20 protein-coding genes and 1 tRNA gene are annotated in these 22,312 nt (G+C 71.3%); 8 read left to right on the forward strand and 13 right to left on the reverse strand.

Annotated features, from left to right (window positions below; translation table 11 throughout):
• Positions 1–85: 85 nt before the first annotated feature.
• Together ABZV34_RS13335 and ABZV34_RS13340 are read right to left on the reverse strand one after the other, a co-directional pair.
• Positions 86–2,614 (reverse strand): ABC transporter permease, encoded by a 2,529-nt coding sequence (locus tag ABZV34_RS13335; protein ID WP_356274513.1) that lies wholly within the window; start codon positions 2,612–2,614, stop codon positions 86–88.
• 70 nt (positions 2,615–2,684) lie between these two features.
• Positions 2,685–3,455, reverse strand: coding sequence for an ABC transporter ATP-binding protein (locus ABZV34_RS13340; RefSeq protein WP_356274516.1), 771 nt, complete (start codon positions 3,453–3,455; stop codon positions 2,685–2,687).
• A 391-nt stretch (positions 3,456–3,846) separates the two neighbouring features.
• On the opposite strand from ABZV34_RS13340, the gene ABZV34_RS13345 reads away from it, so the two are divergent.
• The 3 genes from ABZV34_RS13345 (at position 3,847) to ABZV34_RS13355 (ending at position 6,467) form a co-directional block, all read left to right on the forward strand.
• Positions 3,847–3,929, forward strand: a tRNA-Leu gene (locus ABZV34_RS13345).
• A gap of 275 nt (positions 3,930–4,204) precedes the next feature.
• Positions 4,205–5,389 (forward strand): 4-hydroxybenzoate 3-monooxygenase, encoded by a 1,185-nt coding sequence (locus ABZV34_RS13350; protein WP_356274519.1) that lies wholly within the window; start codon positions 4,205–4,207, stop codon positions 5,387–5,389.
• A gap of 199 nt (positions 5,390–5,588) precedes the next feature.
• Entirely contained in the window at positions 5,589–6,467 is an 879-nt protein-coding gene (locus ABZV34_RS13355; protein ID WP_356274522.1) for a Bax inhibitor-1/YccA family protein, read from the forward strand.
• 135 nt (positions 6,468–6,602) lie between these two features.
• On the opposite strand, the gene ABZV34_RS13360 is transcribed toward ABZV34_RS13355, so the two are convergent.
• Positions 6,603–6,833: a DUF4287 domain-containing protein gene (locus ABZV34_RS13360; protein ID WP_148008763.1), complete on the reverse strand. Its 231-nt coding sequence runs from the start codon at positions 6,831–6,833 to the stop codon at positions 6,603–6,605.
• Positions 6,834–6,937: 104 nt separating this feature from the next.
• Here ABZV34_RS13360 and ABZV34_RS13365 point away from each other — a divergent pair, with 104 nt between their 5' ends.
• The gene (locus ABZV34_RS13365) at positions 6,938–7,249 is read left to right on the forward strand and encodes a hypothetical protein (RefSeq protein ID WP_168528482.1); all 312 of its coding nucleotides are present in this window, start codon (positions 6,938–6,940) and stop codon (positions 7,247–7,249) included.
• 162 nt (positions 7,250–7,411) lie between these two features.
• On the opposite strand, the gene ABZV34_RS13370 is transcribed toward ABZV34_RS13365, so the two are convergent.
• The 3 genes from ABZV34_RS13370 to ABZV34_RS13380 form a co-directional block, all read right to left on the reverse strand.
• Positions 7,412–8,224 (reverse strand): hypothetical protein, encoded by an 813-nt coding sequence (locus tag ABZV34_RS13370; RefSeq protein WP_356274525.1) that lies wholly within the window; start codon positions 8,222–8,224, stop codon positions 7,412–7,414.
• A 328-nt stretch (positions 8,225–8,552) separates the two neighbouring features.
• On the reverse strand, positions 8,553–9,773 hold the full coding sequence (locus tag ABZV34_RS13375; protein WP_356274528.1) for an acetyl-CoA C-acetyltransferase: 1,221 nt from the start codon (positions 9,771–9,773) through the stop codon (positions 8,553–8,555).
• 425 nt (positions 9,774–10,198) lie between these two features.
• Entirely contained in the window at positions 10,199–11,224 is a 1,026-nt protein-coding gene (locus tag ABZV34_RS13380) for an SGNH/GDSL hydrolase family protein (protein WP_356274531.1), read from the reverse strand.
• Between the two features lie 142 nt (positions 11,225–11,366).
• On the opposite strand from ABZV34_RS13380, the gene ABZV34_RS13385 reads away from it, so the two are divergent.
• Complete coding sequence (locus ABZV34_RS13385; RefSeq protein ID WP_356274534.1) at positions 11,367–12,761, forward strand: cystathionine beta-synthase; 1,395 nt, start codon at positions 11,367–11,369, stop codon at positions 12,759–12,761.
• 452 nt (positions 12,762–13,213) lie between these two features.
• Here the strand turns inward: ABZV34_RS13385 and ABZV34_RS13390 are convergent, their stop codons facing one another.
• The 3 genes from ABZV34_RS13390 to ABZV34_RS13400 all read right to left on the reverse strand — a co-directional run bounded on the left by ABZV34_RS13390 (position 13,214) and on the right by ABZV34_RS13400 (position 15,143).
• Complete coding sequence (locus tag ABZV34_RS13390) at positions 13,214–13,645, reverse strand: hypothetical protein (RefSeq protein WP_356274537.1); 432 nt, start codon at positions 13,643–13,645, stop codon at positions 13,214–13,216.
• 107 nt (positions 13,646–13,752) lie between these two features.
• Positions 13,753–14,253 carry a cysteine dioxygenase family protein gene (locus ABZV34_RS13395; protein ID WP_356274540.1) on the reverse strand — a complete coding sequence of 167 codons (501 nt, stop codon included), beginning with the start codon at positions 14,251–14,253 and terminating at the stop codon, positions 13,753–13,755.
• Positions 14,250–15,143 carry an amidohydrolase gene (locus ABZV34_RS13400; protein WP_356274543.1) on the reverse strand — a complete coding sequence of 298 codons (894 nt, stop codon included), beginning with the start codon at positions 15,141–15,143 and terminating at the stop codon, positions 14,250–14,252. Before ABZV34_RS13400 ends, ABZV34_RS13395 begins: the two co-directional genes overlap by 4 nt.
• A 181-nt stretch (positions 15,144–15,324) precedes the next feature.
• Here ABZV34_RS13400 and ABZV34_RS13405 point away from each other — a divergent pair, with 181 nt between their 5' ends.
• The gene (locus ABZV34_RS13405) at positions 15,325–16,329 is read left to right on the forward strand and encodes a LacI family DNA-binding transcriptional regulator (RefSeq protein ID WP_168528475.1); all 1,005 of its coding nucleotides are present in this window, start codon (positions 15,325–15,327) and stop codon (positions 16,327–16,329) included.
• Between the two features lie 141 nt (positions 16,330–16,470).
• Here ABZV34_RS13405 and ABZV34_RS13410 read toward each other — a convergent pair whose 3' ends face one another.
• From ABZV34_RS13410 to ABZV34_RS13425, 4 genes are read right to left on the reverse strand one after another with little or no spacing between them, the layout of a single operon-like run.
• Positions 16,471–17,403, reverse strand: a complete 933-nt coding sequence (locus tag ABZV34_RS13410) for an ABC transporter substrate-binding protein (RefSeq protein ID WP_356274546.1) — start codon at positions 17,401–17,403, stop codon at positions 16,471–16,473.
• Between the two features lie 14 nt (positions 17,404–17,417).
• A complete protein-coding gene (locus ABZV34_RS13415) occupies positions 17,418–18,092 on the reverse strand; it encodes an ABC transporter permease subunit (RefSeq protein ID WP_356274549.1) in 675 nt (224 codons plus the stop codon).
• Position 18,093: 1 nt separating this feature from the next.
• Positions 18,094–18,735, reverse strand: coding sequence for an ABC transporter permease (locus ABZV34_RS13420; protein ID WP_356274552.1), 642 nt, complete (start codon positions 18,733–18,735; stop codon positions 18,094–18,096).
• Complete coding sequence (locus ABZV34_RS13425; protein ID WP_356274721.1) at positions 18,732–19,772, reverse strand: ABC transporter ATP-binding protein; 1,041 nt, start codon at positions 19,770–19,772, stop codon at positions 18,732–18,734. Before ABZV34_RS13425 ends, ABZV34_RS13420 begins: the two co-directional genes overlap by 4 nt.
• Positions 19,773–19,914: 142 nt before the next feature.
• Between ABZV34_RS13425 and ABZV34_RS13430 the strand changes: the two genes are divergently transcribed.
• Positions 19,915–21,435, forward strand: a complete 1,521-nt coding sequence (locus ABZV34_RS13430) for an aromatic amino acid ammonia-lyase (protein WP_356274555.1) — start codon at positions 19,915–19,917, stop codon at positions 21,433–21,435.
• Positions 21,432–22,292 carry a MurR/RpiR family transcriptional regulator gene (locus ABZV34_RS13435; protein ID WP_356274558.1) on the forward strand — a complete coding sequence of 287 codons (861 nt, stop codon included), beginning with the start codon at positions 21,432–21,434 and terminating at the stop codon, positions 22,290–22,292. The genes ABZV34_RS13430 and ABZV34_RS13435 overlap by 4 nt, the downstream gene beginning before the upstream one ends.
• Positions 22,293–22,312: the final 20 nt, after the last annotated feature.

Consider the following 22,312-nt stretch of genomic DNA (forward strand, 5'->3'; position numbering starts at 1 on the left):
CCCGGGCCGGTCATTCGGCACTGACGGAGGAAGGGCCCCGTTCCAGCCCGGAACGGGGCCCTTCCTCGTACCGACGTCGTCGTGGCTACTCGGACTTGATCGCCGTCAGCATGTTCAGACGGGCCGCCCGGCGGGCGGGCCACAGCGCCGCAAGGACGCCGACCGTGCCCGCGAGCAGCAGGAAGAGGGCCATCCTGGCCCAGGGCAGGACCAGCTCGTACGTCGCCATCCTGCTGCCGACGAGCTCGCCGGCCGCCCAGCCGAAGAACACACCCAGACCGATGCCGAGCACACCGCCGAACAGCGAGATGACCAGCGACTCCAGGCGGACCATCCGCTTGATGCCCTTGCGGTCGAGGCCGATCGCGCGGAGCATCCCGATCTCCTGCGAGCGCTCGAAGACCGACATGGCGAGGGTGTTGACGACCCCGAGGACGGCGACGATGACCGCCATCGCGAGCAGGCCGTAGAGCATGTTCAGGAGCAGGGTGAACATCTGCGCGATGCCGTTGGAGATGTCCTTCTTGTCCTGCACCTGGATGGCCGGGTTGTCGCCGAGGGCCTTCTCCAGGGTGGTCTTGGTGGCGTCGGAGGTACCGCTCGACGTCTTCAGCATGACCTGCATGTCGGAGGCGTCGGTCTGGTGCGGCGCGAGCGTGGCGTTGTCGAGGATGATGCCGCTGATCATCTGGTTGCCCTCGTACACACCGGCGACCGTGAGCCGCTTCTTCGTGCCGTCCTCGTAGGCGACCGTGAAGCCGGACCCGGCCTTCCAGTGGTGGGACTCGGCGGTGTCCTTGTCGACGACGACCTGACCGCCACCGACCTTGAAGGCGCCGTCGTCGACCTTGAGGTCGGTGAGCCGGGCGATGGACGCGCCGTTGACGCCCGTCAGGTACTCGGTGCCGCCGTCGATCCGCGAGGGCGCGTTGCGCAGGGGGCTGATGGCCGTGACTCCGTCGAGCCCGGACAGCGTCTTCGCGACCTCGGGGGAGAGGGAGTTGCCGTTCGCCATCGAGACGACGTAGTCCGCCTTGATCGCGGAGCTGGCCATCCTGTCGATCGCCTGCTGCAGGCTGCCCGCCATCACCGTCATCCCGGTGATCAGCGTGAGGCCGATCATCAGGGCGGAGGCGGTCGCGGCGGTCCGGCGCGGGTTGCGGACCGAGTTCTGGCGGGCCAGCTTGCCGGACACGCCGAAGACCCGCAGGACCGGCGCGGCCGCCGCGATCAGCGGGCGGGACAGCAGCGGGGTGAGGACGAAGACACCGACGATGAGCAGGACCGCTCCCAGGCCCATGGGAGCCTGCCCGTCCGAGCCGCTCATGGTCGTCGCGTACAGGACCACGGCGACGCCCGCGCCGGCCAACAGGGCGCCGAGCGCGTTGCGTACGACGAGGGACTTGGTGGTCGCCTGCGCGTGCACGCTGCTCATCGCGGCGACCGGCGGGATCTTCGCGGCGCGGCGGCCGGGCAGCCAGGCCGCCAGCATGGTGATGAGAACGCCGACGAGCAGGGCCGTGGCGACGGTGCCGGGCGAGATCACCAGCGGGCCGTCCGGGACGGTGGCGCCGAGGGTGCCCATGAGCGAGCGCATCCCCGCGCCGATGCCGATACCCGCGACCAGACCCGCCACCGCCGCGACCGCGCCGACGAAGAACGCCTCGACGAGGACGGACCGGGTGACCTGCCTGCGGGAGGCGCCGACGGCGCGCAGCAGAGCCAGTTCCTTGGTGCGCTGGGCGACCAGCATGGTGAAGGTGTTGGCGATGATGAACGTACCGACGAACAGCGCGATGCCGGCGAAGACCAGCAGGCCCGTCTTCATGCCGCTCATCGCCGAGGCGATGTCGGTGGCCTGGTCGTCGGCGAGCTTCTGGCCCGTGGTGGTGGAGGCGACGTCGTCGGGGACGACCTGGCCGAGGGCGCTGCGCAGAGCGGTCTGGCTGGTGCCCGGCGCGGCCTTCACGTCGATCTCGTCGAACTCGCCGGCCCGGTGGAAGAGCCGCTGGGCGGTCGCCGTGTCGAAGAGGGCGAGGCTGCCGCCGGCCGCGACGTTGCCGTCGTCGGTGGTGAAGACACCGGCGACGACGGGGCTGAGGACCGGGCCGTCGACCGAGAGCCGTACGGTGTCGCCGACCTGGTAGCCCGCGCGTGCGGCGGTCCTGGAGTCGAGGGCGACCTCGTTCCCGCCCCGGGGCGCGTGGCCGCTCGTCAGCGGGTACCGGGGGTCCTTGGTGCCCCAGTAGTTCCCGCCCTGCGACTGGAAGCCGTTGCCGACGAGCTTGCCGTTCTTGCCGGCGACGGCGGTGAAGCCGTTCACGACGCCGATCGTGGAACCGGCGCCGGGGACCTTGGCCGCCTTGTCCAGCAGGGCCTGGGTGAGCTTCGGGTCCTTGCCGATCGTGTCGCCGGTGTCCTTGCGGCTCTCCGGCCGGATGGCGACGTCGACCTGTCCGAAGCCCTTGGCGGAGCTCTTCTGGTACGCGTCCGAGATGGTGTTGGTGAAGACGAGGGTCCCGGACACGAACGCCACGCCGAGCATCACGGCGAGCACGGTCATCAGGAGCCTGGCCTTGTGCGCGAGCACGTTGCGCAGGGCGGTACGGAACATGGGTTTCTCAGTCCAGGAGGGTGAGGCTGTTCAGGACGGTGCGGGAGCCCGGGGGTGAGTTGACGGCAGGTCAGCTGGTGCGGCCCTTGGCGTCGAACTGCTTCATGCGGTCCAGGACGGAGTCCGCGGTCGGTCCGTGCACCTCGTCGACGATGCGGCCGTCGGCGAGGAAGACCACGCGGTCGGCGTAGGCGGCGGCGACCGGGTCGTGGGTGACCATGACGACGGTCTGCCCCAGTTCCCGTACCGAGTTGCGCAGGAAGCCCAGCACCTCCGCGCCCGCACGCGAGTCGAGGTTTCCGGTCGGCTCGTCGCCGAAGATGATGTCGGGCCGGGAGGCCAGCGCGCGGGCGACGGCGACGCGCTGCTGCTGGCCGCCGGAGAGCTGGGAGGGGCGGTGGCCGAGGCGGTCGGCGAGGCCGATCATCGCGATGACCTTGTCCAGCCACTCCCGGTCCGGCTTGCGGCCGGCGATGTCCATCGGGAGGGTGATGTTCTCCAGCGCCGTCAGCGTGGGCAGCAGGTTGAACGCCTGGAAGATGAAGCCGATCTTGTCCCGGCGCAACTTCGTGAGCTGCTTGTCCTTGAGGGAGCCCAGTTCGGTCTCCCCGATGCGCACGGAGCCGGAGGAGAAGGAGTCGAGTCCCGCCACGCAGTGCATCAGCGTGGACTTGCCCGAGCCCGAGGGGCCCATGATCGCGGTGAACTCGGCCTGGCGGAAGTCGACGGAGACCCGGTCGAGGGCGACCACCTGGGTCTCGCCCTGTCCGTAGACCTTGGACAGTTCCGTGGCGCGGGCGGCCACCGTGGTGGTCCGGTCGGCAAGGGGCGTGGTGGTCACGGGAGGGTGCTCCTGTCGGGACGACGGTGTTTCTGGGGGACGTGTCCCATCGTCCCGGCCGTTCGGCGCCGTGGAGTCAGCCGCTGTTCCGGTTCCTGGGGCAGCCTCCGGTCGGACCGCGAGCGGCGGAGTCATACCTGGGGATGAGGGTGTTCCCTGAGTCCCGTGCGGGTACGGCCGTGCGGGCGCGTCCGTTCGGACGGTGAAATTCCGTCATTCCGTATACGCGTCTCCGCACCGCCCGGAAGGCTATTGGCAAGTGCTGATGGCCCGTACCGGGGGCTGATGCACCCTCAGACGTCAATAAAATAAGACAACATCGGTTCGCCCGGCCGCTGTTCGAGGAGCGAGCCCCGATAGGCTCGGAATCTCGACGCGGAGCCCATGGCCTGCCCGGATGGTGGAATGCAGACACGGCGAGCTTAAACCTCGCTGCCCCTCGCGGGCGTACCGGTTCAAGTCCGGTTCCGGGCACCTCCGACCTCTCGCGCTCCCTCCCGACCCGTCCTCCCCGGGCGCACCCCGCGGGAGGAGTTCGCCGCGATCCGTTGACAGCGAGCGTGTGCCGCCGGAGACTCGCGGTCGCAAGAGGTGAAAGAAGTTTCACCAGGCGAACAGGCGCCATAGGGCCGGACGTCATGTGGCCGGACATCAGGCGAACGGGTGCCGGGCGGGTGAGCGGGTGCCGGGCGAACGGACGCCGGGCGAACAGCCGAGCAGGCGCAGGGACCGCGAAGGGGCGTGCCGGGATGCGTACCACCGTCGGGATCATCGGAGCCGGGCCGGCCGGACTGCTGCTGGCGCGGCTGCTGCGCAACGCGGGGATCGACTCCGTGGTGCTGGAGAGCCGCGACCGGGCGTACGTGGAACGGCGGCAGCGCGCCGGGATCCTGGAGCAGGGGACCGTCGACGTCCTGCGGGCCGCCGGGGCCGGGGAGCGGATGGACCGGGAGGGGCTGCGGCACGACGGGATCGAGCTGCGCTTCGAGCGGGAGCGACACCGGGTCGACTTCCCGGCCCGCACCGGAGGCAGCTCCGTGTTGGTGTACGCCCAGACGGAGGTCTGCAAGGACCTGATCGCGCTCCAGCTCAAGGAGGGGGGCCCGCTGCTCTTCGGAGCCGAGGCGCTGGCCGTCGAGGGGGCGCTGACCGACCGGCCGCGGGTCCGCTTCCGGTACGAGGGGCACGAGGGGCACGAGGACGTGCTCGACTGCGACTACGTCGTCGGCTGCGACGGGTTCCGGGGCGTGGCCCGCAAGGCGGTGCCCGCCGCGCTCTCCCGCGTGTTCGAACGGACGTACCCCTTCGGCTGGCTCGGGATACTCGCCGATGTGGCGCCCTCCCACGACGAACTGGTCTACGCCCGCCATGAGCGCGGCTTCGCCCTGCTCAGCATGCGCTCACCGGCCGTCTCCCGGCTCTACCTCCAGGTACCGGAGGGCACGGAGGCGGGGGAGTGGGCGGACGAGGAGATCTGGGACGAGCTGGAGCGGCGCTTCGAGACGGGTGACGACTGGCGGCTGGAGCGCGGGCCGGTCACCTCGAAGTCCGTCACCCCCATGCGCAGCTACGTTCACGAGCCCATGCGGTACGGGCGGCTCTTCCTCGCCGGGGACGCCGCCCACATCGTCCCGCCGACCGGCGCCAAGGGACTCAACCTCGCCGTCGGCGACGTCGTGACGTTCGCCCGCGCCCTGACCCACCTCGGCGACACCGGTTCGGCCGAGCGCCTGGACGCCTATTCCGAGGCCTGTCTGCGCCGGGTCTGGCAGGCCGAGCGGTTCTCGTACGACATGACGACCCTGCTGCACCGCGCCCCCGGCGCGACCCCCTTCGAGGACCGGATCCAGCTCGCCCGGCTGCGCCGGGTGGCCACCTCACGGGCGGCGGAGACGGATCTGGCGGAGGGGTACACCGGGTTTCCGCTGGAGTGAGGGAACCGGAGCAGAGGGGCCCGGCCGGGGCGTCGCGACAGGGACCTGTCACGGCTTGGTACCAGTGCTCGCAGGCCCGGGAACACACGCGTACCTTGGCAGGACGAGGGAAAGATCCTCCCCAAGCAGTAGGGTCGATCTTTTGCCTACCCATTACCCTTGAGGCCAAGGCCGCGCAGGGTGGCCATGGAGGAGTGAAATGAGGAGCAGCAACCCGGTCTTCTCGCGACGGGGGTTCAGCCGCGACAACGGCTACGCGGGATTCAACGCGGCGCCGCAGGCCGGGGGACCCGCTGTCGGCACGCAGGCCAACCCGTACGCCCAGCAGGGCGGCAACCCCTACGCGCAGAACCCCTACGCGCAGCAGGGCCAGCAGTACGGCGCTCCGCCGCAGGCCCCGGCCTCCACCGGCCGGATGACGATGGACGACGTCGTCATGCGCTCCGCCATGACGCTCGGCACCGTCACCGTCGGCGCCGTCCTGGCGTGGGCACTCCTGCCCGTCTCGTCCACCAGCTACGGCCTCGCCATCGGCTCCGCCCTCGTGGCGTTCGTCCTGGCGATGGTGCAGTCCTTCAAGCGCAAGGCCACGCCCGCGCTGATCCTCGGTTACGCCGCCTTCGAGGGCGTCTTCCTCGGGGTCATCAGCGAGATGTACAACGAGCGGTGGAGCGGCGCCCCCTTCCAGGCGGTCCTCGGCACCATGGCGGTGGCCGGCGCGACCCTGCTCGTCTACAAGGCGGGCTGGATCCGCGTGACCGCGCGGTACGCACGCATCGGTATGGCCATCGCCATCGCCTTCGTGGTCGTCATGGCGGTCAACCTGCTGCTCGTCGCCTTCGGTGTGGCCGGGGACGGCGGCCTGCGCAGCATGGGTCCGCTGGGCGCGATCGTCGGCATCCTGGCGATCCTGATCGGCGCGTTCTTCCTGACCCTCGACTTCAAGCAGATCGAGGACGGCATCGCGTACGGCGCGCCGCGCGAGGAGGCCTGGCTGGCCGCGTTCGGCCTGACCATGACCCTCGTGTGGATCTACGTCGAGATGCTGCGGCTGGTCGCCATCTTCAGCAGGGACTAGCGACGGCGCCGCCGGCGGTGGCCGGCGGCAGGTGTCCGAAGGGCCCGCGAACCATCGGTTCGCGGGCCCTTCGCTGTTCGCGGATGCCTGTCAGGATGTCTGTGGGAGACACCTGGTGGTGCCGGTGGTGCGCGCTCAGAGCAGTTTGCGCGCGGCCCTCCTCAGGTCGTACTCGTGAATGATCGCCTTGGCGTGGCCGTACGCGAGGTCGTGCTCGGCGCGGAGCCAGCTGACCTTCTCCTCGAAGCGGAAGAGAGCGGGGCCTTCGTCGACGGTGCGCAGCCAGTCGGAGATCTCACGACCGGTGCAGTGGGGGATGCGGGCGAGCAGATTGCGGTGGGTCTCCTGCGAGAACACTTGGGACATCGGCGCCTCCGGACGCAAAGGGGATGTAAGCCGGTCCTTCACGCCACGGTGCCTGAGGGTTGGGTTGTTGGCAACAGTCCCGTCGCGGCGCGTAGTCTCGCGGCGTGCTTGATACGACGTCGCTGACCCGAGCCGTGGACCACTTCGCCGACCGGTTGCGAGCCGCCCCGCAGAGCCGGCTGCAGCGGGGGGCGGCTGCCGAGGCACTGGGTCTGGCCAGGGAGTTGGCACTGCGTGCCCAGCGTGTGGAGGACCCCTCCGGGGAGCCCAGGGAGATGCCCGAGGCGGGGATGTTCGCCGCCGCCGACCAAATCACGGTCGCGGCGCATGATTTGGCGCTCGTACTGAGGGACGAGGCGGAGGTCGCGGAGGCGGTGGCGCTGGTGGAGGAGGCCCAGAAGCGGGCCGGGGTCTGACCCGCTGGGGGCTGCCGCGGGTCCGACCTGTCCGGGCGGTACGTGCGTGCCGCTGTTGCGGTGGTGCGCGGCGCGTCGCCCGGCACATGCGGTGCGCGTGCGGTGTCGGTGCGCGGGCGCGCGCCCTCTTTTCCGGGGCGCTCGCCGCGGGACGGTGGCGCGCTACAGCGACGCTATGACGCGGTCCGCCAGGATGTAGACGCTCTCCTCGCCGCACGCGAACGTCAGGGCGTACGCGCCGGAGACGCCCGAACCGCCCAGCAGGACCGGGGTCTCGCCCGCGCGCAGCGCCGCGGCCAGCCGTTCCGCGGTCTCGCGGTGGCCCGGGGTCATGCACAGCGTCGTCCCGTCCGCGAAGACGTAGACGTCGAGGGTGCCGAGCGGACCGGGGCGGACGTCCGCCAGCTCGGTACGGGACTCGGCGAGCTCCTCCAGACAGGCCACCGTGCGTTCGTGGTCGTTCGCGACGGGGGACTGGACCGGCACGAAGTCCGGGTGGGAGGGATGACGGCGGCGGGCGGCGGCCAGTTCGGGAGAGTCCCCGACGACGCCTCCCTGCACGAAGTCCTTGGGCGCGAACTCCTCGGCGTCCAGGTCGGGCTCGGTGACCGTCTCCAGGTACTCCAGCCCCACGAAGTCCGAAGGGCGGGCCGTGAACAGTTCGCTGTCGGTCAGACCGAGCAGCGAGGGCGCGTCCGAGGCGTCACGTGCCTCCTGGGCGGCCCAGAAGGCACGGGCCTCCGCGAGCTCCCGCTCCCGCTCCTCGGCGAGCGCCTCGGTCACCGCGGCGCGTATCTCGTCGGTGTCCGCGGCCGAGCGGGCGGCGGGCACGAGACCGCGCGCGGCACCGGCGCGGTTCTCGGCGAGTTCGTTGCGCAGTGCCGCGACCTGCCCGCGCAGACCCAGCAGGGTGCGCAGAACGGCGACGCCCACGGCCGCGGTCGCGGCGGTGGTGAGCAGCAAAGCAATCGGCATGGCGCTCACTGACGTACTCCCGGTTCAAAGTCGACCCCCGACTTCCTACATCAGCTTGAAGGGCGGACCATCGAGCTGTCAGTGCGTAACGTCACGAATAGGACAGGGCTTTGGGCCTCGGGTTTGCCTCCGTAGCGGCTCCGACCTGCGTAAATCCCTCCCCAGAGGGAGATAGGTCACATCTTGGGGGGGATTGGATCACAAATCGGCCCAGAGTCCCGGTGGCAACCGGGATCCGGGCCGATTCGTCACGCTGGGTCCAACCTCGGTCACCCGTAAGGAGGGTGTGCGCGATCCCGTCGTGGATTGATCGGAGCTTGATCGTGGATCAGCTGAGGCGCTCGATGACCATTGCCATGCCCTGGCCGCCGCCGACGCACATCGTCTCCAGGCCGAACTGCTTGTCGTGGAACTGGAGGGAGTTGATGAGCGTGCCGGTGATGCGGGCGCCGGTCATGCCGAAGGGGTGGCCGACGGCGATGGCGCCGCCGTTCACGTTCAGCTTGTCCAGCGGTATGTCCAGGTCGCGGTAGGAGGGGATCACCTGGGCGGCGAAGGCCTCGTTCATCTCGAACAGGTCGATGTCGTCGACGGTGAGGCCGGCACGCCGGAGCGCCTGCTTGCTCGCCTCGACCGGGCCGAGGCCCATGATCTCGGGGGAGAGGCCGGTGACGCCGGTGGACACGATCCGGGCGAGCGAGGTGAGGCCGAGCTCGCGGGCCTTCGTGTCGGACATGATCACGAGGGCGGCGGCGCCGTCGTTGAGGGGGCAGCAGTTTCCGGCGGTGACGAGTCCGTCCGGGCGGAAGACGGGCTTGAGGCCCTGCACGCCCTCCAGGGTGACGCCGGCGCGCGGGCCGTCGTCCTTGCTGACGACCGTGCCGTCGGGGGTCGTGACCGGGGTGATCTCGCGCTCCCAGAAGCCGTTCTTGATGGCTTCCTCGGCGAGGTTCTGCGAGCGGACGGCGAACTCGTCCATGTCCTGGCGGGTGACGCCCTTGATCTGCGCCAGGTTCTCGGCGGTCTGGCCCATCGCGATGTACGCGTCCGGGACGAGGCCGTCCTCGCGCGGGTCGTGCCAGGTCGAGCCCTCGGACTTGGCGACGGCCTCGGTGCGGGCCTCGGCCTCCGCGAAGAAGGGGTTGCGCGTGTCGGGCAGGGAGTCGGAGTTGCCCTTGGTGAAGCGGGAGACCAGCTCCACGCCGGCCGAGATGAAGACGTCGCCCTCGCCGGCCTTGATGGCGTGCAGGGCCATGCGGCTGGTCTGGAGGGACGAGGAGCAGTAACGGGTGATCGTGCAGCCCGGGAGGTGGTCCATGCCCATCTGCACGGCGACGATACGGCCGAGGTTGTTGCCCTGCTCGCCGCCGGGGAGGCCGCAGCCGAGCATCAGGTCGTCGATGTCCCTGGGGTCCAGCTCGGGGACCTTGGCGAGGGCGGCCTGGATGATCGTGGCGGTCAGGTCGTCGGGGCGGACGTCCTTCAGCGAGCCCTTGAAGGCACGGCCGATCGGGGAGCGGGCGGCTGAGACGATCACGGCTTCGGGCATCACGGCTCCATGGGCACTCGGGGTGGACGGGGGCGGACTGCTTGGGAAGTTACCCGTCCGTACCCTCCAGGTCACCGCTCAGGTCGTGTGACTCCGGACGCACTTTTCTAAGCGCTTGCTTTTTCGTCGGCCGGGTTCTGGGGGTGCGCCCGGACCCCGCCAAGGGGCTGCCGCCCCCTGGACCCCCGCATCGCCCGAAGGGCTCGTCCTCGAACGCCGGACGGGCTGAGGGTGCCGGCCCGCGCTGAAAGGTTCCGGACGGGCCGAGGGTGCGGGCCCGGCTGGACGGTTCCGGACGGGCTGAAGGTGCGCGCCCGTGCCTTCAGGGGCGCGGGGAACTGCGCGACCCGCCCCCGCCCGCCCCCGCCCGAGGAGCCCGCCGGGGCCAGGCCGGGGCCAGGGCGGGGCCGGAGCGGGGCCCCGGTTCAGGGGGACGGGGTCGGTGTGGGCGCCGGGTCCGTGGCGGGGACGCGCCGGCGCCGGCGGCGTTTGAGGAGGGCCCAGGGCCCGCGCGGCCCCGTCGGCATGGCCGCCGTGACCTCCGTACCGGCCTCGGACGCCGCCTCCGCGGCCGCCCGTGCCACCGGCAGGAACCCCTCGCGGCGGGAGACGTCGGGCCGCTCCTCCTCGGCCGGCCACAGCCCGAGCGCCGCGCACACCGTGGGCAGGACCGCCATCGCCGCCGTCGCGTACCCCTCGGCGGAGGGGTGGTAGTTGTCGGGACCGAAGAGCTCGCGCGGGTTCTCCTCGAACTCGGGGCCCAGCAGGTCACCCAGGGACACCGTCCGCCCGCCCTGCTCGACCGTCCCGATGGTCTGCGCGGCGGCGAGCTGCCGGGAGGCACGCCGGGCCAGCCACCGCAGCGGCTGCGGGACCTGCTCGACCGTGCCCAGGTCGGGACAGGTGCCGACCACGACCTCGGCACCGGCGGTGCGCAGCCGGCGTACCGCCGCGGACAGGTGACGGACCGAGCGCGTCGGCGGCATCCGGTGGGTGACGTCGTTCGCGCCGATCATGATCACGCAGACATCGGGCACCCGTGCGGTGTCCGCGAGGGCGAGGGCCACCTGCCGGTCGAGGTCGTCGGACTGGGCGCCCGGCAGCGCGACGTTGCAGAGTTCGACGGGGCGTTCGGAGACCGCCGCCAGCCCGGAGGCGATCAGCGCGCCGGGTGTCTGGCGGGGCCGGTGCACCCCCTGCCCCGCCGCCGTGGAGTCACCGAGCATCGCGAGCCGCAGCGGCGGCCCGTCCTGCGTCGCGTACGCGTACCCGTACAGACCGTTCGCGCGGGGTGCCTGACCGTGTCCGTTGCCCACGTGGCGCTTCGCCAGCTGCACCTCGGCCAGCACGACACCGATCGCGGCGGCGCCCACCAGACCGATCCCGCCGCCGCCGTACGCCGCGCCCGCCGCGATCCGCCGTGCCACCCTCGCCCTCGACAAGCTCGTCATCCGTCGCCGCCACCTCCTCGTAGCCGTACAACCACTGCTTGCCCCGTGGAACGGGTCGGCCAATCTCAACGACACGTGAACGCCCACGTGGGGCCTTAGGCTGACGGGACCATCCCTTTAGAACGCAGCTCCGGAGACAACGGTGCAATTCCACGACTCGATGATCAGTCTCGTCGGCAACACCCCGCTGGTGAGGCTCAACAACGTGACCGCGGGCATCCAGGCGACCGTCCTGGCGAAGGTTGAGTACTTCAACCCGGGCGGGTCCGTCAAGGACCGCATCGCCCTGCGCATGATCGAGGCCGCGGAGGAGAGCGGCGCACTCAAGCCCGGCGGCACCATCGTCGAGCCGACCAGCGGAAACACGGGGGTCGGCCTGGCGATCGTGGCCCAGCAGAAGGGCTACAAGTGCATCTTCGTCTGCCCGGACAAGGTCTCCACCGACAAGATCAACGTGCTGCGGGCGTACGGCGCCGAGGTCGTCGTCTGCCCGACGGCCGTCGACCCGGAGCACCCGGATTCGTACTACAACGTGTCCGACCGGCTCGTCCGTGAGACGCCCGGCGCCTGGAAGCCGGACCAGTACTCGAACCCGCACAACCCCCTCTCGCACTATCACTCCACCGGCCCCGAGCTGTGGGAGCAGACGGAGGGACGGATCACCCATTTCGTCACCGGCGTGGGCACCGGCGGGACGATCTCCGGGACCGGGCGATACCTGAAGGACGCGAGCGACGGCAAGGTGCAGGTCGTCGGCGCCGACCCCGAGGGGTCCGTGTACTCCGGCGGGTCCGGGCGGCCGTACCTGGTCGAGGGCGTCGGTGAGGACTTCTGGCCGACGGCGTACGACCGGACGGTCGCGGACGAGATCGTCGCCGTGTCCGACAAGGACTCCTTCCAGATGACGCGGCGGCTGGCGAAGGAGGAGGGGCTGCTCGTGGGCGGGTCCTGCGGCATGGCCGTGGTGGCCGCGCTGCGCGTGGCCGAGCGGCTCGGACCCGACGACGTCGTGGTCGTCCTGCTGCCCGACAGCGGGCGCGGCTACCTCAGCAAGATCTTCAACGACGAGTGGATGGCGGACTACGGGTTCCTGGAGGACACGGGCCCGAGCGCGCGGGTCAACGACGTCCTGAGCGACAAGGCGGGCGGCACCATCCCCTCGCTCGTCCACATGCACCCGGACGAGACGGTCGGCGAGGCCATCGAGGTGCTGCGCGAGTACGGCGTCTCGCAGATGCCGATCGTCAAGCCCGGCGCCGGTCACCCGGACGTGATGGCCGCCGAGGTCGTCGGGTCCGTGGTCGAACGCGAGCTGCTCGACGCGCTGTTCACCCAGCGGGCCTCGCTGCAGGACCCGCTGGAGAAGCACATGTCGGCGCCTCTGCCGCAGGTCGGCTCCGGCGAGCCGGTCGGTGACCTGATGTCCGTGCTCGGCACCGCCGCCGCCGCCATCGTGCTGGTCGAGGGCAAGCCCACCGGCGTCGTCAGCCGCCAGGACCTGCTGTCCTTCCTCGCCAAGGGCGGCACCCGGCAGTAGGTTTCCGCAGGTGGGTGGACGGAAATCTCCGGAAGTTCCCCTCCTGGGCGGATCTTCCGGTCGCGCGGCGAGGAACTTCGCGGAAGTGGTACGAGCGTGTCACGTCCGCGCAGCACCCGCTTAACACACGTCCGGCACATTGGTGGATGTCGGCAGGGCGGGAGCGGCTCCCCGCCCCGGCCGGCACCGATACGGCGCCAAGGACAACCGGAGCGGCTCCCGGACCTCCATGGGCGCCAAGGACGCGCAAGCCCGGCCCTGACCCGGCCCGCGTCCCTCGCGGGGACCGCCGTCGTCCCGCCCCCCGGCAACGGGGGTGCGGCGGTCCCCGCGCAACACGTCGGAAGGGCCCGGCACCCTCGCGGGTGCCGGGCCCTTCTGTTTCCTCGCGTTCCCCCTGTGCGCCCCGTTTCCCCGGGGCCGGTGTCCGGAGTCCGGAGTCCCGGTTCAGGTCAGTCCTCCCAGTCCGACTTCTCCCTGTGGCGGCGGCCGAAGAGGCCCGGGGAGACCCGCGCGGCCTGCACCGCGTTCACCCCCACGATGCCGATCCAGGCGACGAGCAGTCCGGGCAGGTGCGCGATCCCGCCGCCGATCGCGGAGAGCGGGACCGCCAGGACCAGCGAGACGATGCCGAAGCCGAAGCGCTCGCCCCATGAATCGGTCCCCTGCGGTGAGCGCGCGCCCCGGGCCACCACCATCTGCTGCTCGGCGAGCTGTCGCCGCACCCTTCGGTCGACCGCCCCGTCGAGTCGCTGCTCGACCTTCTCCAGGAAGGAGTCGACGAGCGCGGATTCGTACTCGTCGCCCAACTCCCTGCGCGCGTGCAGAGTGGCGTCGAGTTCCTTCTTCAGTTCGGCGTCGCCGCCCGCTTCCCTACCGGTCATGGTGTCCACGGTAGACAGCGGCGGACCCTGTGGCACTGGGGTTAGCCCCCCTCTTGCGGAGGGGCCGCGCCCCCGTGGGAGCCACCCCGGGAGACTTTGGCGACGGTTCAGGCGGCGGGAAGGTCCAGCGGGCGCAGTTCGTCCGCGTACGAGACGGAGATCCGGCGCATCAGGCCGTCCTCGGTGATGTCGTACTGGCCCAGCCGCCACAGCGGCGGCGAGTACGCGTGCAGCGAGACCGCGTCGTCGGTGGCGCCGGTCAGGCGGTGGATGTGCTCGGGGCCGAAGCAGAAGGACTCGCCGGCGCCGACGGTGACGGACAGATGGCTGCCGCCGATACGGGGGTTGGACTCGTTCAGCCCGCCCTGGACGACGGCGACGGCGCCGGAGGAGATGTCGTGGTCGTGCCAGCCGGTGTCGTTCTGCCGGGTCCAGCACAGCAGCCAGACGTCGACGTACTCGTCCCGGTACAGGGAGGCGTAGTGCCGCTCCTCGTCGGAGAACGCGACCTGTTCGCGCCAGCGGTCGGGGCGGGCGGCGAGATCGTCGACGAGGGCCTGGAGTTCGCGCTTGTCGAGCGTGCGGTCCGGCAGGGCCTGGTACGTCATGGGGTGGCTCCCTTCAGCAGTCGGTCGGGGTTGGCGGTGCGCAGGGCGTGGACGGCGGCGTCCGCGCCGAGGTCGGGGACGACGGGGGTCGCGTAGGGGCGGTCGCTGCCGCTGACGACCACGTCGATGCCGACGGCCCGGACGAGCGCGTCCACCGCGCGGGTTCCGTAGGAGGAGGTCTCGTAGAAGACGTCGAAGTCGATCTCGCCGCGCCCTCCGCCGCGGGCCGCGAGCCGCTCACCGTGCAGCGGGGCCAGGCCCGCGAGGGCGGCGAAGCAGACCCGCAGCCGCGGGTGGCGGGCCCGGCCGAAGGCGCGGAAGGCGAACCAGGACGCGTGCATCTGGTGGAGGTAGGGGACCAGTGCCGGCCACCAGGGCGGGGCGAGCGGGGTCGGTGACGCCGCGCCCGGGTGTACGAACAGCGGTTTGTCCTCGTGGGTCAGGACGTCGAGGAGTGGTGCGTGACGCTCCCAGCCCGCCGCGTCCACCAGGGCGGTGGCGGGGAGTTGGAGGCCCGCGCAGCCGCGGCGGAGTTCCCGTCCGACCGCCTCGGGCTCCGGTGCGGACAGGCAGGGGGAGGCCCAGACACCGAAGGGCGCGGGCAGCGCGAGCGCGCCGTCGTGGAACGCGGCGAGCAGGGGTGCGGCTTCCGCGGGCGGCAGGAACTCGATACCGAGGGGGCTGGACAGCGAGACGAGGGCCAGACCGAGGCCGTCGGCGCGGGCGAGCGCGGTGCGGGCCGCGAGGTCGTGGTCGGCCGGGTCGACCTCGTACGGCGGCTCGCCCGTCAGATGCAGGGTCCAGCCGTCGAGGCGCGGTGGCGCGGTGCGGGCGCGCAGCAGCTCGACGAACGCGGGCGGCCATATGTGCTGGTGGACGTCGGTGGGCACGCGGCGGTCCTTGGAAGGAGTCCTGGGGGAGGGACGGGGTGGGAGGGGGCCGGGAGGGTCCGGGAAGGGTGGGTCCGGAGCAGGTTAACCGCTTCACTTATGCGTTTAACTTAAGCGGTTAACAAGGTGTCGTGTCAAGCATGCGCCCGCAGTCCGGACGCCTCCCGGTAGGCTTCCGGGCATGGCCAGGCCCAATAAGCGCACCACCCTCCGGGAGGTGGCCGAGGCCACGGGTCTCTCCACCGCCGCCGTCTCCTACGCCCTGCGGGGCAAGCACGTCTCGAAGGAGACCGAGGAGCGGGTGCGCAAGGCAGCCGCCGAGCTCGGTTACGAGGCGGATCCCATCGCCCGCGCGCTGGCCAGCGGCCGTACCAGCATGGTCGGCGTCCTCGCGGGGGACCTCCAGGACCTGTGGCAGCAGCAGTTGATGGCGGCCATCGGGCGGGAGCTGCTGGCCGGTGACCGTTACGCGCTGATCCTGGACGCCGGTGGTGATCCCGACCGTGAGCTGGTGCTCGCCAAGCAGTTGCGCGACCAGCGGGTGGACGCGTTGCTCGTGTCGCCGGTGAACCCCTCGGCCGAGGGGTGGGCGGCGATCGCCGACGCGCTGCCGGTGGTGGCCGTCGGGGACTCGCTCAGCGCGGCCCGTACGGCGGGGCAGGTCATCTTCGACAACCGGGCCGGTATCGACGCCGTGCTGGAGTACCTGCACGGTCTCGGCCACCGCCGGGTGACGGTGCTGACCCCGACCCGGCCGAGCACGCCGGACCGGCCCGCCGACGTGTATGTGCGCGAGGCGGCCGAGCGGCTCGGGTTGCGGGCCGAACTCGTCCCGTGTCCCCAGGAGTTGGGGGAGGCGACGGTGGTGGCGCGCCGGCTGCTGGACGGGCCCAGGCCCGCGACGGCCGTGTTCTGCTTCTCCGACTCGCTCGCGTACGGGGTGTACGCGGCGGCGGCCGAGGCGTCGCTCGTGGTCGGGCGGGACGTGTCCGTGGTCGGGTTCGACGACCATCCCGTCTCGCGGGTGCTCGCTCCGCCGTTGACCACGGTGGACTGGGGGTTGTCCGAGATCGCCGCGGAGGCCGCGCGGTTGACTGTCGCGGCGATCGAGGGGAAGCGGGTGCGGAGGAAGAGGATTCTGTGTGCGCCTCGGATGAGTGAACGGGGTTCGGCCGTACGGGTGTAGTCCCACGGGGGTGTTCTCGCCCCCGCCGCCCCTACCCTTCCCATCCCGTGTCCGGGGGCTGCCGCCCGAGCCCTCCGGGCGATGCGGGGGTCCAGGGGGGACGGGTCGGTCAGCAACGGCGGCGGCGAGGGAAAGGCCCGGTCACGTCAGTTTCTTGGACTTCAGCCACGCGTCCGCGACCTCGTCCGGATCCTTCCTCTCCTTGTCCACCAGCCGGTTGAGCCTGGTCAGTTCCTCGGACGAGAGCACGTTGCCGAGGGACGCGAGGGCCTTGCGGACCTTGGCGTCGGCCTTGCGGGAGGCGATGAGCGGGACGATGTGCTGGGACGGGATCAGGTTCAGCGGGTCGGTGAGGACGACCCAGCCGTTCTCGATGACGTCCACGTCCGTGGTGAAGACGTTGGCGACGTCGACGTCGCCCTTCTTCAGGGCGCCCTTGACCAGCGGACCGGAGGAGTCGAGGGACTTGAACTCCTTGAACTCCACGCCGTAGCGCTCCTTGAGGCCCACCGCCCCGACGACCCGCTTCTTCATCTCGGCCGCGGCGCCCAGCACCAGCTTCCCGTTGGCCTTGCGCAGGTCGGCGAGGCTCTTCAGGCCGTACTTGTCGGCGGTCTCCCGGGTGACCGCGAAGCTGTCGCGGTCCTCGGCCGCCGCGTACGGCAGGACCTCAAGACCGGCGGGCAGCACGGTCGTCAGCGTGTTCTGCATGGCCCCGGCCTCGGTGTCCGTGGCCTTCTGGTCCAGGTAGAGGAGCAGGCTGCCCTGGTACTCGGGGAGCAGGTCGATGTCGCCGCCCTCCAGCGCGGGCACGACGATCTCGCGCGAGCCCAGGTTGGGGCGGACCTTCGTCCTGATGCCCGCGGCCGACAGGACACCGGCGTACAGGTAGCCGAGGATCTGGTTCTCGGTGAAGTTGGCGGTGCCGATGGTCAGGCCGCCGGCGCTGGATCCGGAGCCGCCGCCGCTGCCGCCGCCGGAGTTGTCGAGCGAGGTGATGCCGCCGCCGCAGGCGGCCAGGGCGGGGACGGAGGCCGCGGCGAACAGGCCCCCGAGCAGAGTCCTACGGTTCATGGTTCTTCGGCTCCTCAGTGGGCGGCGGCGGAACGGAGATGACGGAAGAGGTAGCGCTGGAGTCCGGCCAGCGCGAGGTCGAGCACGACGGCGACGACCGCCACCAGGACCGCGCCGCCGAGGACCTGGACGAGGTCGCGCTGCGCCAGGCCGTCGAAGACGTACCGGCCCAGGCCGCCGAAGCTGACGTACGCGGCGATCGTGGCGGTGGACACGACCTGGATGAGGGAGAGCCGCAGGCCCGTCATGATCAGGGGGAGGGCCAGCGGGATCTCCACCTGGAACAGGACCTGGTGACCGCGCATGCCCTGGCCGCGGGCCGCGTCCTTGACCTCCGGGTCGACGGCGCTCATGCCCGCGTAGGTGTTGGTGACGATGGCCGGCACGGCGAGGACGACCAGGGCCACGTACACCGACCACAGCGACAGGCCGCTGATCAGGAAGACCAGGACGACCAGGCCCACGGTGGGCAGCGCGCGGCCGAAGGAGGACAGGTTGATGGCGAGGAACGCGCCCCGGCCGGTGTGACCGATGAGCAGGCCCAGCGGGAGTGCGATCGCGGCCGCGATGAGCGTGGCGAACAGCGAGTACTCGAGGTGCTCGGCGAGCCGGTGCACGATGCCGTCGGTGCCGGCCCACTGGTCGCCGCTGACCAGCCACTTGGCGAGGTTCTTGAAGAGTTCGTACATGTCAGGCTCGCCGCCTCGTCCAGGGGGTGAGTACGTACTGGATCGCGACCAGAGCCGCGTCAGCGACCAGGGCCAGCAGCAGGGTCAGCACGACGCCGACGATCACCGGCGTCGGGAAGTCGCGCTGGAACCCGTCCGTGAAGAGCTGGCCGAGTCCGCCGTCGCCGATGTACGTGGCGACGGAGACCAGGGAGATCGACATCACCGTCGCGATGCGCACCCCCGCCATGATCACCGGGAGGGCGAGCGGGAGTTCGACGGTGAGGAGGGTGCGCAGCGGGCGGGTGCCCATGGCCTTCGCGGCCTCCTTGGTCTTCGCGGGGACCGAGTCGAGGCCCTCGACGGTGTTCCGCAGCAGGACGACGAGCGAGTAGACCGTCAGGCCGATGACCGTGGTGGTGCGGGTCAGGCCGCTCACCGGGAGCAGGAGGACGAAGATCGCGATGGAGGGGATCGTGAAGAGGACGTTCGAGAGGCCGAGGAGCACCCCGCGCAGGGGGCGGACGCGGTGGGCGAGCACGGCCAGCGGGAGGGAGATCAGCAGGCCGAGGAGGACCGCGGAGAGCGCGGCCTGCAGATGCGAGAGGGTGAGGGTGGTCAGGTCGTCGGTGTGGTCGCCCAGCCAGGACCAGTCGATGGTCATATGGCGACGCTCGCGATGCCGTGGGCCCTGGCGGCGTGCTCGTGGATGTCGTCCCGGGACGTGACACCGGTCAGCGCGCCCTGTGCGTCGACCCGCGCCACCAGACCGGCCGGCGAGGCGATCGACTCGTTCAGGGCGGCGAGCAGGGAATCCCCGTCCCGCAGCGGCCGTACGGGGAAGGTGGCGTCCCCGGACGTGGAGCGCCAGCTCCGCGGACGGCGGTCCTCGTCGAGGACGAGGGTCCAGGCGCCGCCTTCGGGGGCCGGGCCCTGCGGCACGTCGGCGAGGTTCTCCAGCGAGAGGAGCTTCAGGCCCCGCTCGGCGCCGAGGAAGTCGGCGACGAAGTCGTCCGCCGGGCGGGCGAGCAGTTCGGCGGGGCTCGCGCACTGCACCAGGTGGCCGCCGGTCCGGAAGATCGCGATCTGGTCGCCCAGCCGGACCGCCTCGTCGACGTCGTGCGTGACGAAGACGATGGTCTTGTTCAACTCCTTCTGCAGTCTCAGCAGTTCGTCCTGGAGCTGGGTGCGCACCACGGGGTCGACCGCGCCGAAGGGTTCGTCCATGAGCAGGACGGGCGGGTCGGCGGCGAGTGCGCGGGCCACGCCGACGCGCTGCTGCTGGCCGCCGGAGAGCTGGTGCGGGTAGCGCTTGCCCGCGTCGGCGGCCAGGCCGACCGTCTCCAGCAGTTCGGCCGCCCGGGCGCGGGCCTTTCTGCGGCCCCAGCCCAGCAGCAGGGGCACGGTGGCGATGTTGTCGAGCACCGTGCGGTGCGGGAAGAGGCCGGACTGCTGGATGACGTAGCCGATGGAGCGGCGCAGTTCGGCGGCGTCCCGCTCGAGGACGTTCTTGCCGCCGACACGGATGGTGCCGGAGGTCGGATCGACCATCCGGTTGATCATCCTCAGGGTGGTGGTCTTACCGCAACCGGAGGATCCGACGAGGACGGTCACGCCGCCTTCCGGCATCTCCAGGGAGAGGTCGTGGACTGCGGTGGTGCCGTTGGGGAAGCGCTTGTGGACCGTGTCGAACTGGATCATGAGGTGTCCCTTGCCCGGTCTGCATATCGTCATGCAGAGTTCTCTGTATCTGAATAGGTTGTCAACGGTCCGGCGTCAATCGCTGGTTACTTGTGGCCGCCAGGCAAGATTCAATGTCGGGATCGAGGGGAGTTCGGGCCTTATGTCGTCTCGGAATGTGGACACGTTCGACGCGGTGGACGCACCGGTCACGGCCGGACTCGTGGTCCTGGACGGGTGCGGCACCGGTGTCGCGGACATCGTCCGGCTCGCCGACGGCACCGCACGGCCGGTTCCCGGCACCGAGGCGATGAAGCGCGTCGAGGTGTCCTGGGACGCCGCCCGGCAGATCGCCGCGACCGGCCGGGTCTACGGCCGTTCCACCGGTGTCGGCGCCAACCGGAACGAGGACGTGCCGACCGAGGCGGCCGCGGAGCACGGTCTGCGGCTGCTGCGCAGCCACGCCGGGGCGATCGGCGAGGAACTCCCCGCCCGGCAGGTACGGGCCATGCTCGCCGTCCGCGCCAACCAGCTGCTGGCGGGCGGAGCGGGGCTGCGGCCCACCGTCGTCACCGCCCTGTGCGAGGCACTGGAGGCCGGGGCGTACCCCGTCGTGAACGAGTTCGGCTCGGTCGGCACCGGGGACATCGCGGCTCTGGCCCAGCTCGGACTGGCGCTGGTGGGGGAGCACCGGTGGCGGGGAACGGGCGCTCCGGGGCCCCAGCCCCTCGACAACAACGACGCTCTCGCGCTGATCAGCAGCAACGCGCTCACCCTCGGACAGTCCGCCCTTGCCCTGCACGAACTGCGCGGGCTGATCGCGGCCACCCAGGTCGTCGCCGCGCTGTCACTGCTGGCCGTGGACGGTTCGCACGAGGCGTACGCCGCCCCCGTGCACGCCGCGCGGCCGCACCGGGGATCGGGCGAAGTGGCCCGGCGGATGCGGGTGCTGATCGGCGCCGCCGACCGGCCCACCCCGCCGCTCGGGCGGATCCAGGACCCGTACGGCTTCCGGTGCGTTCCGCAGATCCACGGGCCCGCGCACGACGCGGCGGACGCGCTGGACGAGGTCCTCGCCGTCGAGATCAACGCGGCCGCCGAGAACCCCCTGATCTCCGCCGAGGACATGGCCGCCTACCACCACGGCGGTTTCTACCAGGCCCAACTCGCCCTGGCCTTGGACCACTTCAGGCTGGCGGTCACCCAGGTGGCCCGGCTGTCCACCTCCCGGCTCTCCACCCTCAACGAACCCGCCTACACCCGGCTGCGGCCCTTCCTCGCCGACCACGAGCCCGCGTCCTCCGGCGTGATGATCCTGGAATACGCCGCCGGGGCCGCCCTCGGTGACCTGCGGGCCTTCTCCGCGCCCGCCTCGCTCGGGCACGCTGTACTCTCCCGGGGCGTCGAGGAACAGGCGAGCTTCGCCTCGCTCGCCGCACGGCAGACACTGCGGGCGTGCGGTGCCTACCGTCTCGTCGTCGGCTGTGAACTGGTCGCCGCCGTACGGGCGCTGCGCCAGCGCGGCCTGCGGCCCGACCCGGAGCTGCCGGTCGGACGGGCGCTGGAACTGGCCGAGTCGGTGCTCGGCCTCGACCAGGCCGACCGGCCGCTCACCGACGACGTGACGGCGGCGGCCGCGCTGCTGGACCGGTTCGCGGACATCTGGAGGGGGAGCGGATCATGAGCGTGGACAGGGACATGAACGTGACGGACAGCCCGGCCGGGCGCCTTCAGGCGCTCTTCGAGGGGCACCGGCTGACACCGACCCAGCGGCGCATCGCGCACAGCATGGTGCGGCGCGCCGCCGACGTGCCGTTCCTGTCGAGCGTCGAACTCGCCGAACTCGCCGGCGTCAGCCAGCCGTCCGTGACCCGCTTCGCGGTCGCGCTCGGCTTCGACGGCTACCCGGCGCTGCGCCGGCACCTGCGCGAGGTCGCCCCCACCGAACAGGCGGCGGCCCCGGGCTCGTACAACGAGTACCAGCAGGCCGTCGAGGCGGAGATCGAGAACCTGAAGCACCTCGCCGCGGTGCTCGCCGACCCGCGCCCGGTGCAGCGTGCGGGACGCCTGCTGGCCGTCTCCCGCCCCCTCCTGGTGCTCGGACTGCGGGCCGCGGCCTCCCAGGCGTACGGCTTCGCCTACTTCGCCGCGAAGGTCCACCCCGACGTACGGCTGCTGCACGAGGGCGGCACCATGCTGCACGACCGCGTCGACGCCGCCGTGCGCGCCGGAGCGAGCGCCCTGCTCTGCTTCGCGCTGCCCCGCCACCCGCGCGAGGTCGTGGACGCCCTCGGCTACGCGAAGGAGGCGGGCCTGACGGTCGTCACGGTCGCGGACTCCGCCTTCGCGCCGGTGGCGAAGGTGTCGGACCTGCTGCTGCCGGCCGCGGTGGGCACCGGCCTCGCCTTCGACACGGCCTGCGCCCCCATGCTCCTCGGGCGGGTCCTGCTGGAGGCGATGTGCGACGACCTGCCGGACGCCCAGGCGCGGCTGGAGGAGTTCGACACCCGGGCCGCGGCCCGGGGACTGTTCGTGGAATAGGTTCCGTGGTCACGGATCGG

The sequence above is a fragment of the Streptomyces sp. NPDC005195 genome (assembly GCF_040608315.1).
Classification (GTDB): domain Bacteria; phylum Actinomycetota; class Actinomycetes; order Streptomycetales; family Streptomycetaceae; genus Streptomyces; species Streptomyces kaempferi.

Bases quoted from the DNA above. Each gene is read 5' to 3' on its own strand.
- ABZV34_RS13410 (WP_356274546.1), bottom strand. From the start codon at position 17,403: ATGAACCGTAGGACTCTGCTCGGGGGCCTGTTCGCCGCGGCCTCCGTC.
- ABZV34_RS13405 (WP_168528475.1), top strand. From the start codon at position 15,325: ATGGCCAGGCCCAATAAGCGCACCACCCTCCGGGAGGTGGCCGAGGCC.
- ABZV34_RS13335 (WP_356274513.1), bottom strand. From the start codon at position 2,614: ATGTTCCGTACCGCCCTGCGCAACGTGCTCGCGCACAAGGCCAGGCTC.
- ABZV34_RS13360 (WP_148008763.1), bottom strand. From the start codon at position 6,833: ATGTCCCAAGTGTTCTCGCAGGAGACCCACCGCAATCTGCTCGCCCGC.
- ABZV34_RS13375 (WP_356274528.1), bottom strand. From the start codon at position 9,773: ATGCCCGAAGCCGTGATCGTCTCAGCCGCCCGCTCCCCGATCGGCCGT.
- ABZV34_RS13435 (WP_356274558.1), top strand. From the start codon at position 21,432: ATGAGCGTGGACAGGGACATGAACGTGACGGACAGCCCGGCCGGGCGC.
- ABZV34_RS13390 (WP_356274537.1), bottom strand. From the start codon at position 13,645: ATGACCGGTAGGGAAGCGGGCGGCGACGCCGAACTGAAGAAGGAACTC.
- ABZV34_RS13425 (WP_356274721.1), bottom strand. From the start codon at position 19,772: ATGATCCAGTTCGACACGGTCCACAAGCGCTTCCCCAACGGCACCACC.
- ABZV34_RS13370 (WP_356274525.1), bottom strand. From the start codon at position 8,224: ATGCCGATTGCTTTGCTGCTCACCACCGCCGCGACCGCGGCCGTGGGC.
- ABZV34_RS13350 (WP_356274519.1), top strand. From the start codon at position 4,205: ATGCGTACCACCGTCGGGATCATCGGAGCCGGGCCGGCCGGACTGCTG.
- ABZV34_RS13430 (WP_356274555.1), top strand. From the start codon at position 19,915: ATGTCGTCTCGGAATGTGGACACGTTCGACGCGGTGGACGCACCGGTC.
- ABZV34_RS13415 (WP_356274549.1), bottom strand. From the start codon at position 18,092: ATGTACGAACTCTTCAAGAACCTCGCCAAGTGGCTGGTCAGCGGCGAC.
- ABZV34_RS13420 (WP_356274552.1), bottom strand. From the start codon at position 18,735: ATGACCATCGACTGGTCCTGGCTGGGCGACCACACCGACGACCTGACC.
- ABZV34_RS13380 (WP_356274531.1), bottom strand. From the start codon at position 11,224: ATGACGAGCTTGTCGAGGGCGAGGGTGGCACGGCGGATCGCGGCGGGC.
- ABZV34_RS13395 (WP_356274540.1), bottom strand. From the start codon at position 14,253: ATGACGTACCAGGCCCTGCCGGACCGCACGCTCGACAAGCGCGAACTC.
- ABZV34_RS13355 (WP_356274522.1), top strand. From the start codon at position 5,589: ATGAGGAGCAGCAACCCGGTCTTCTCGCGACGGGGGTTCAGCCGCGAC.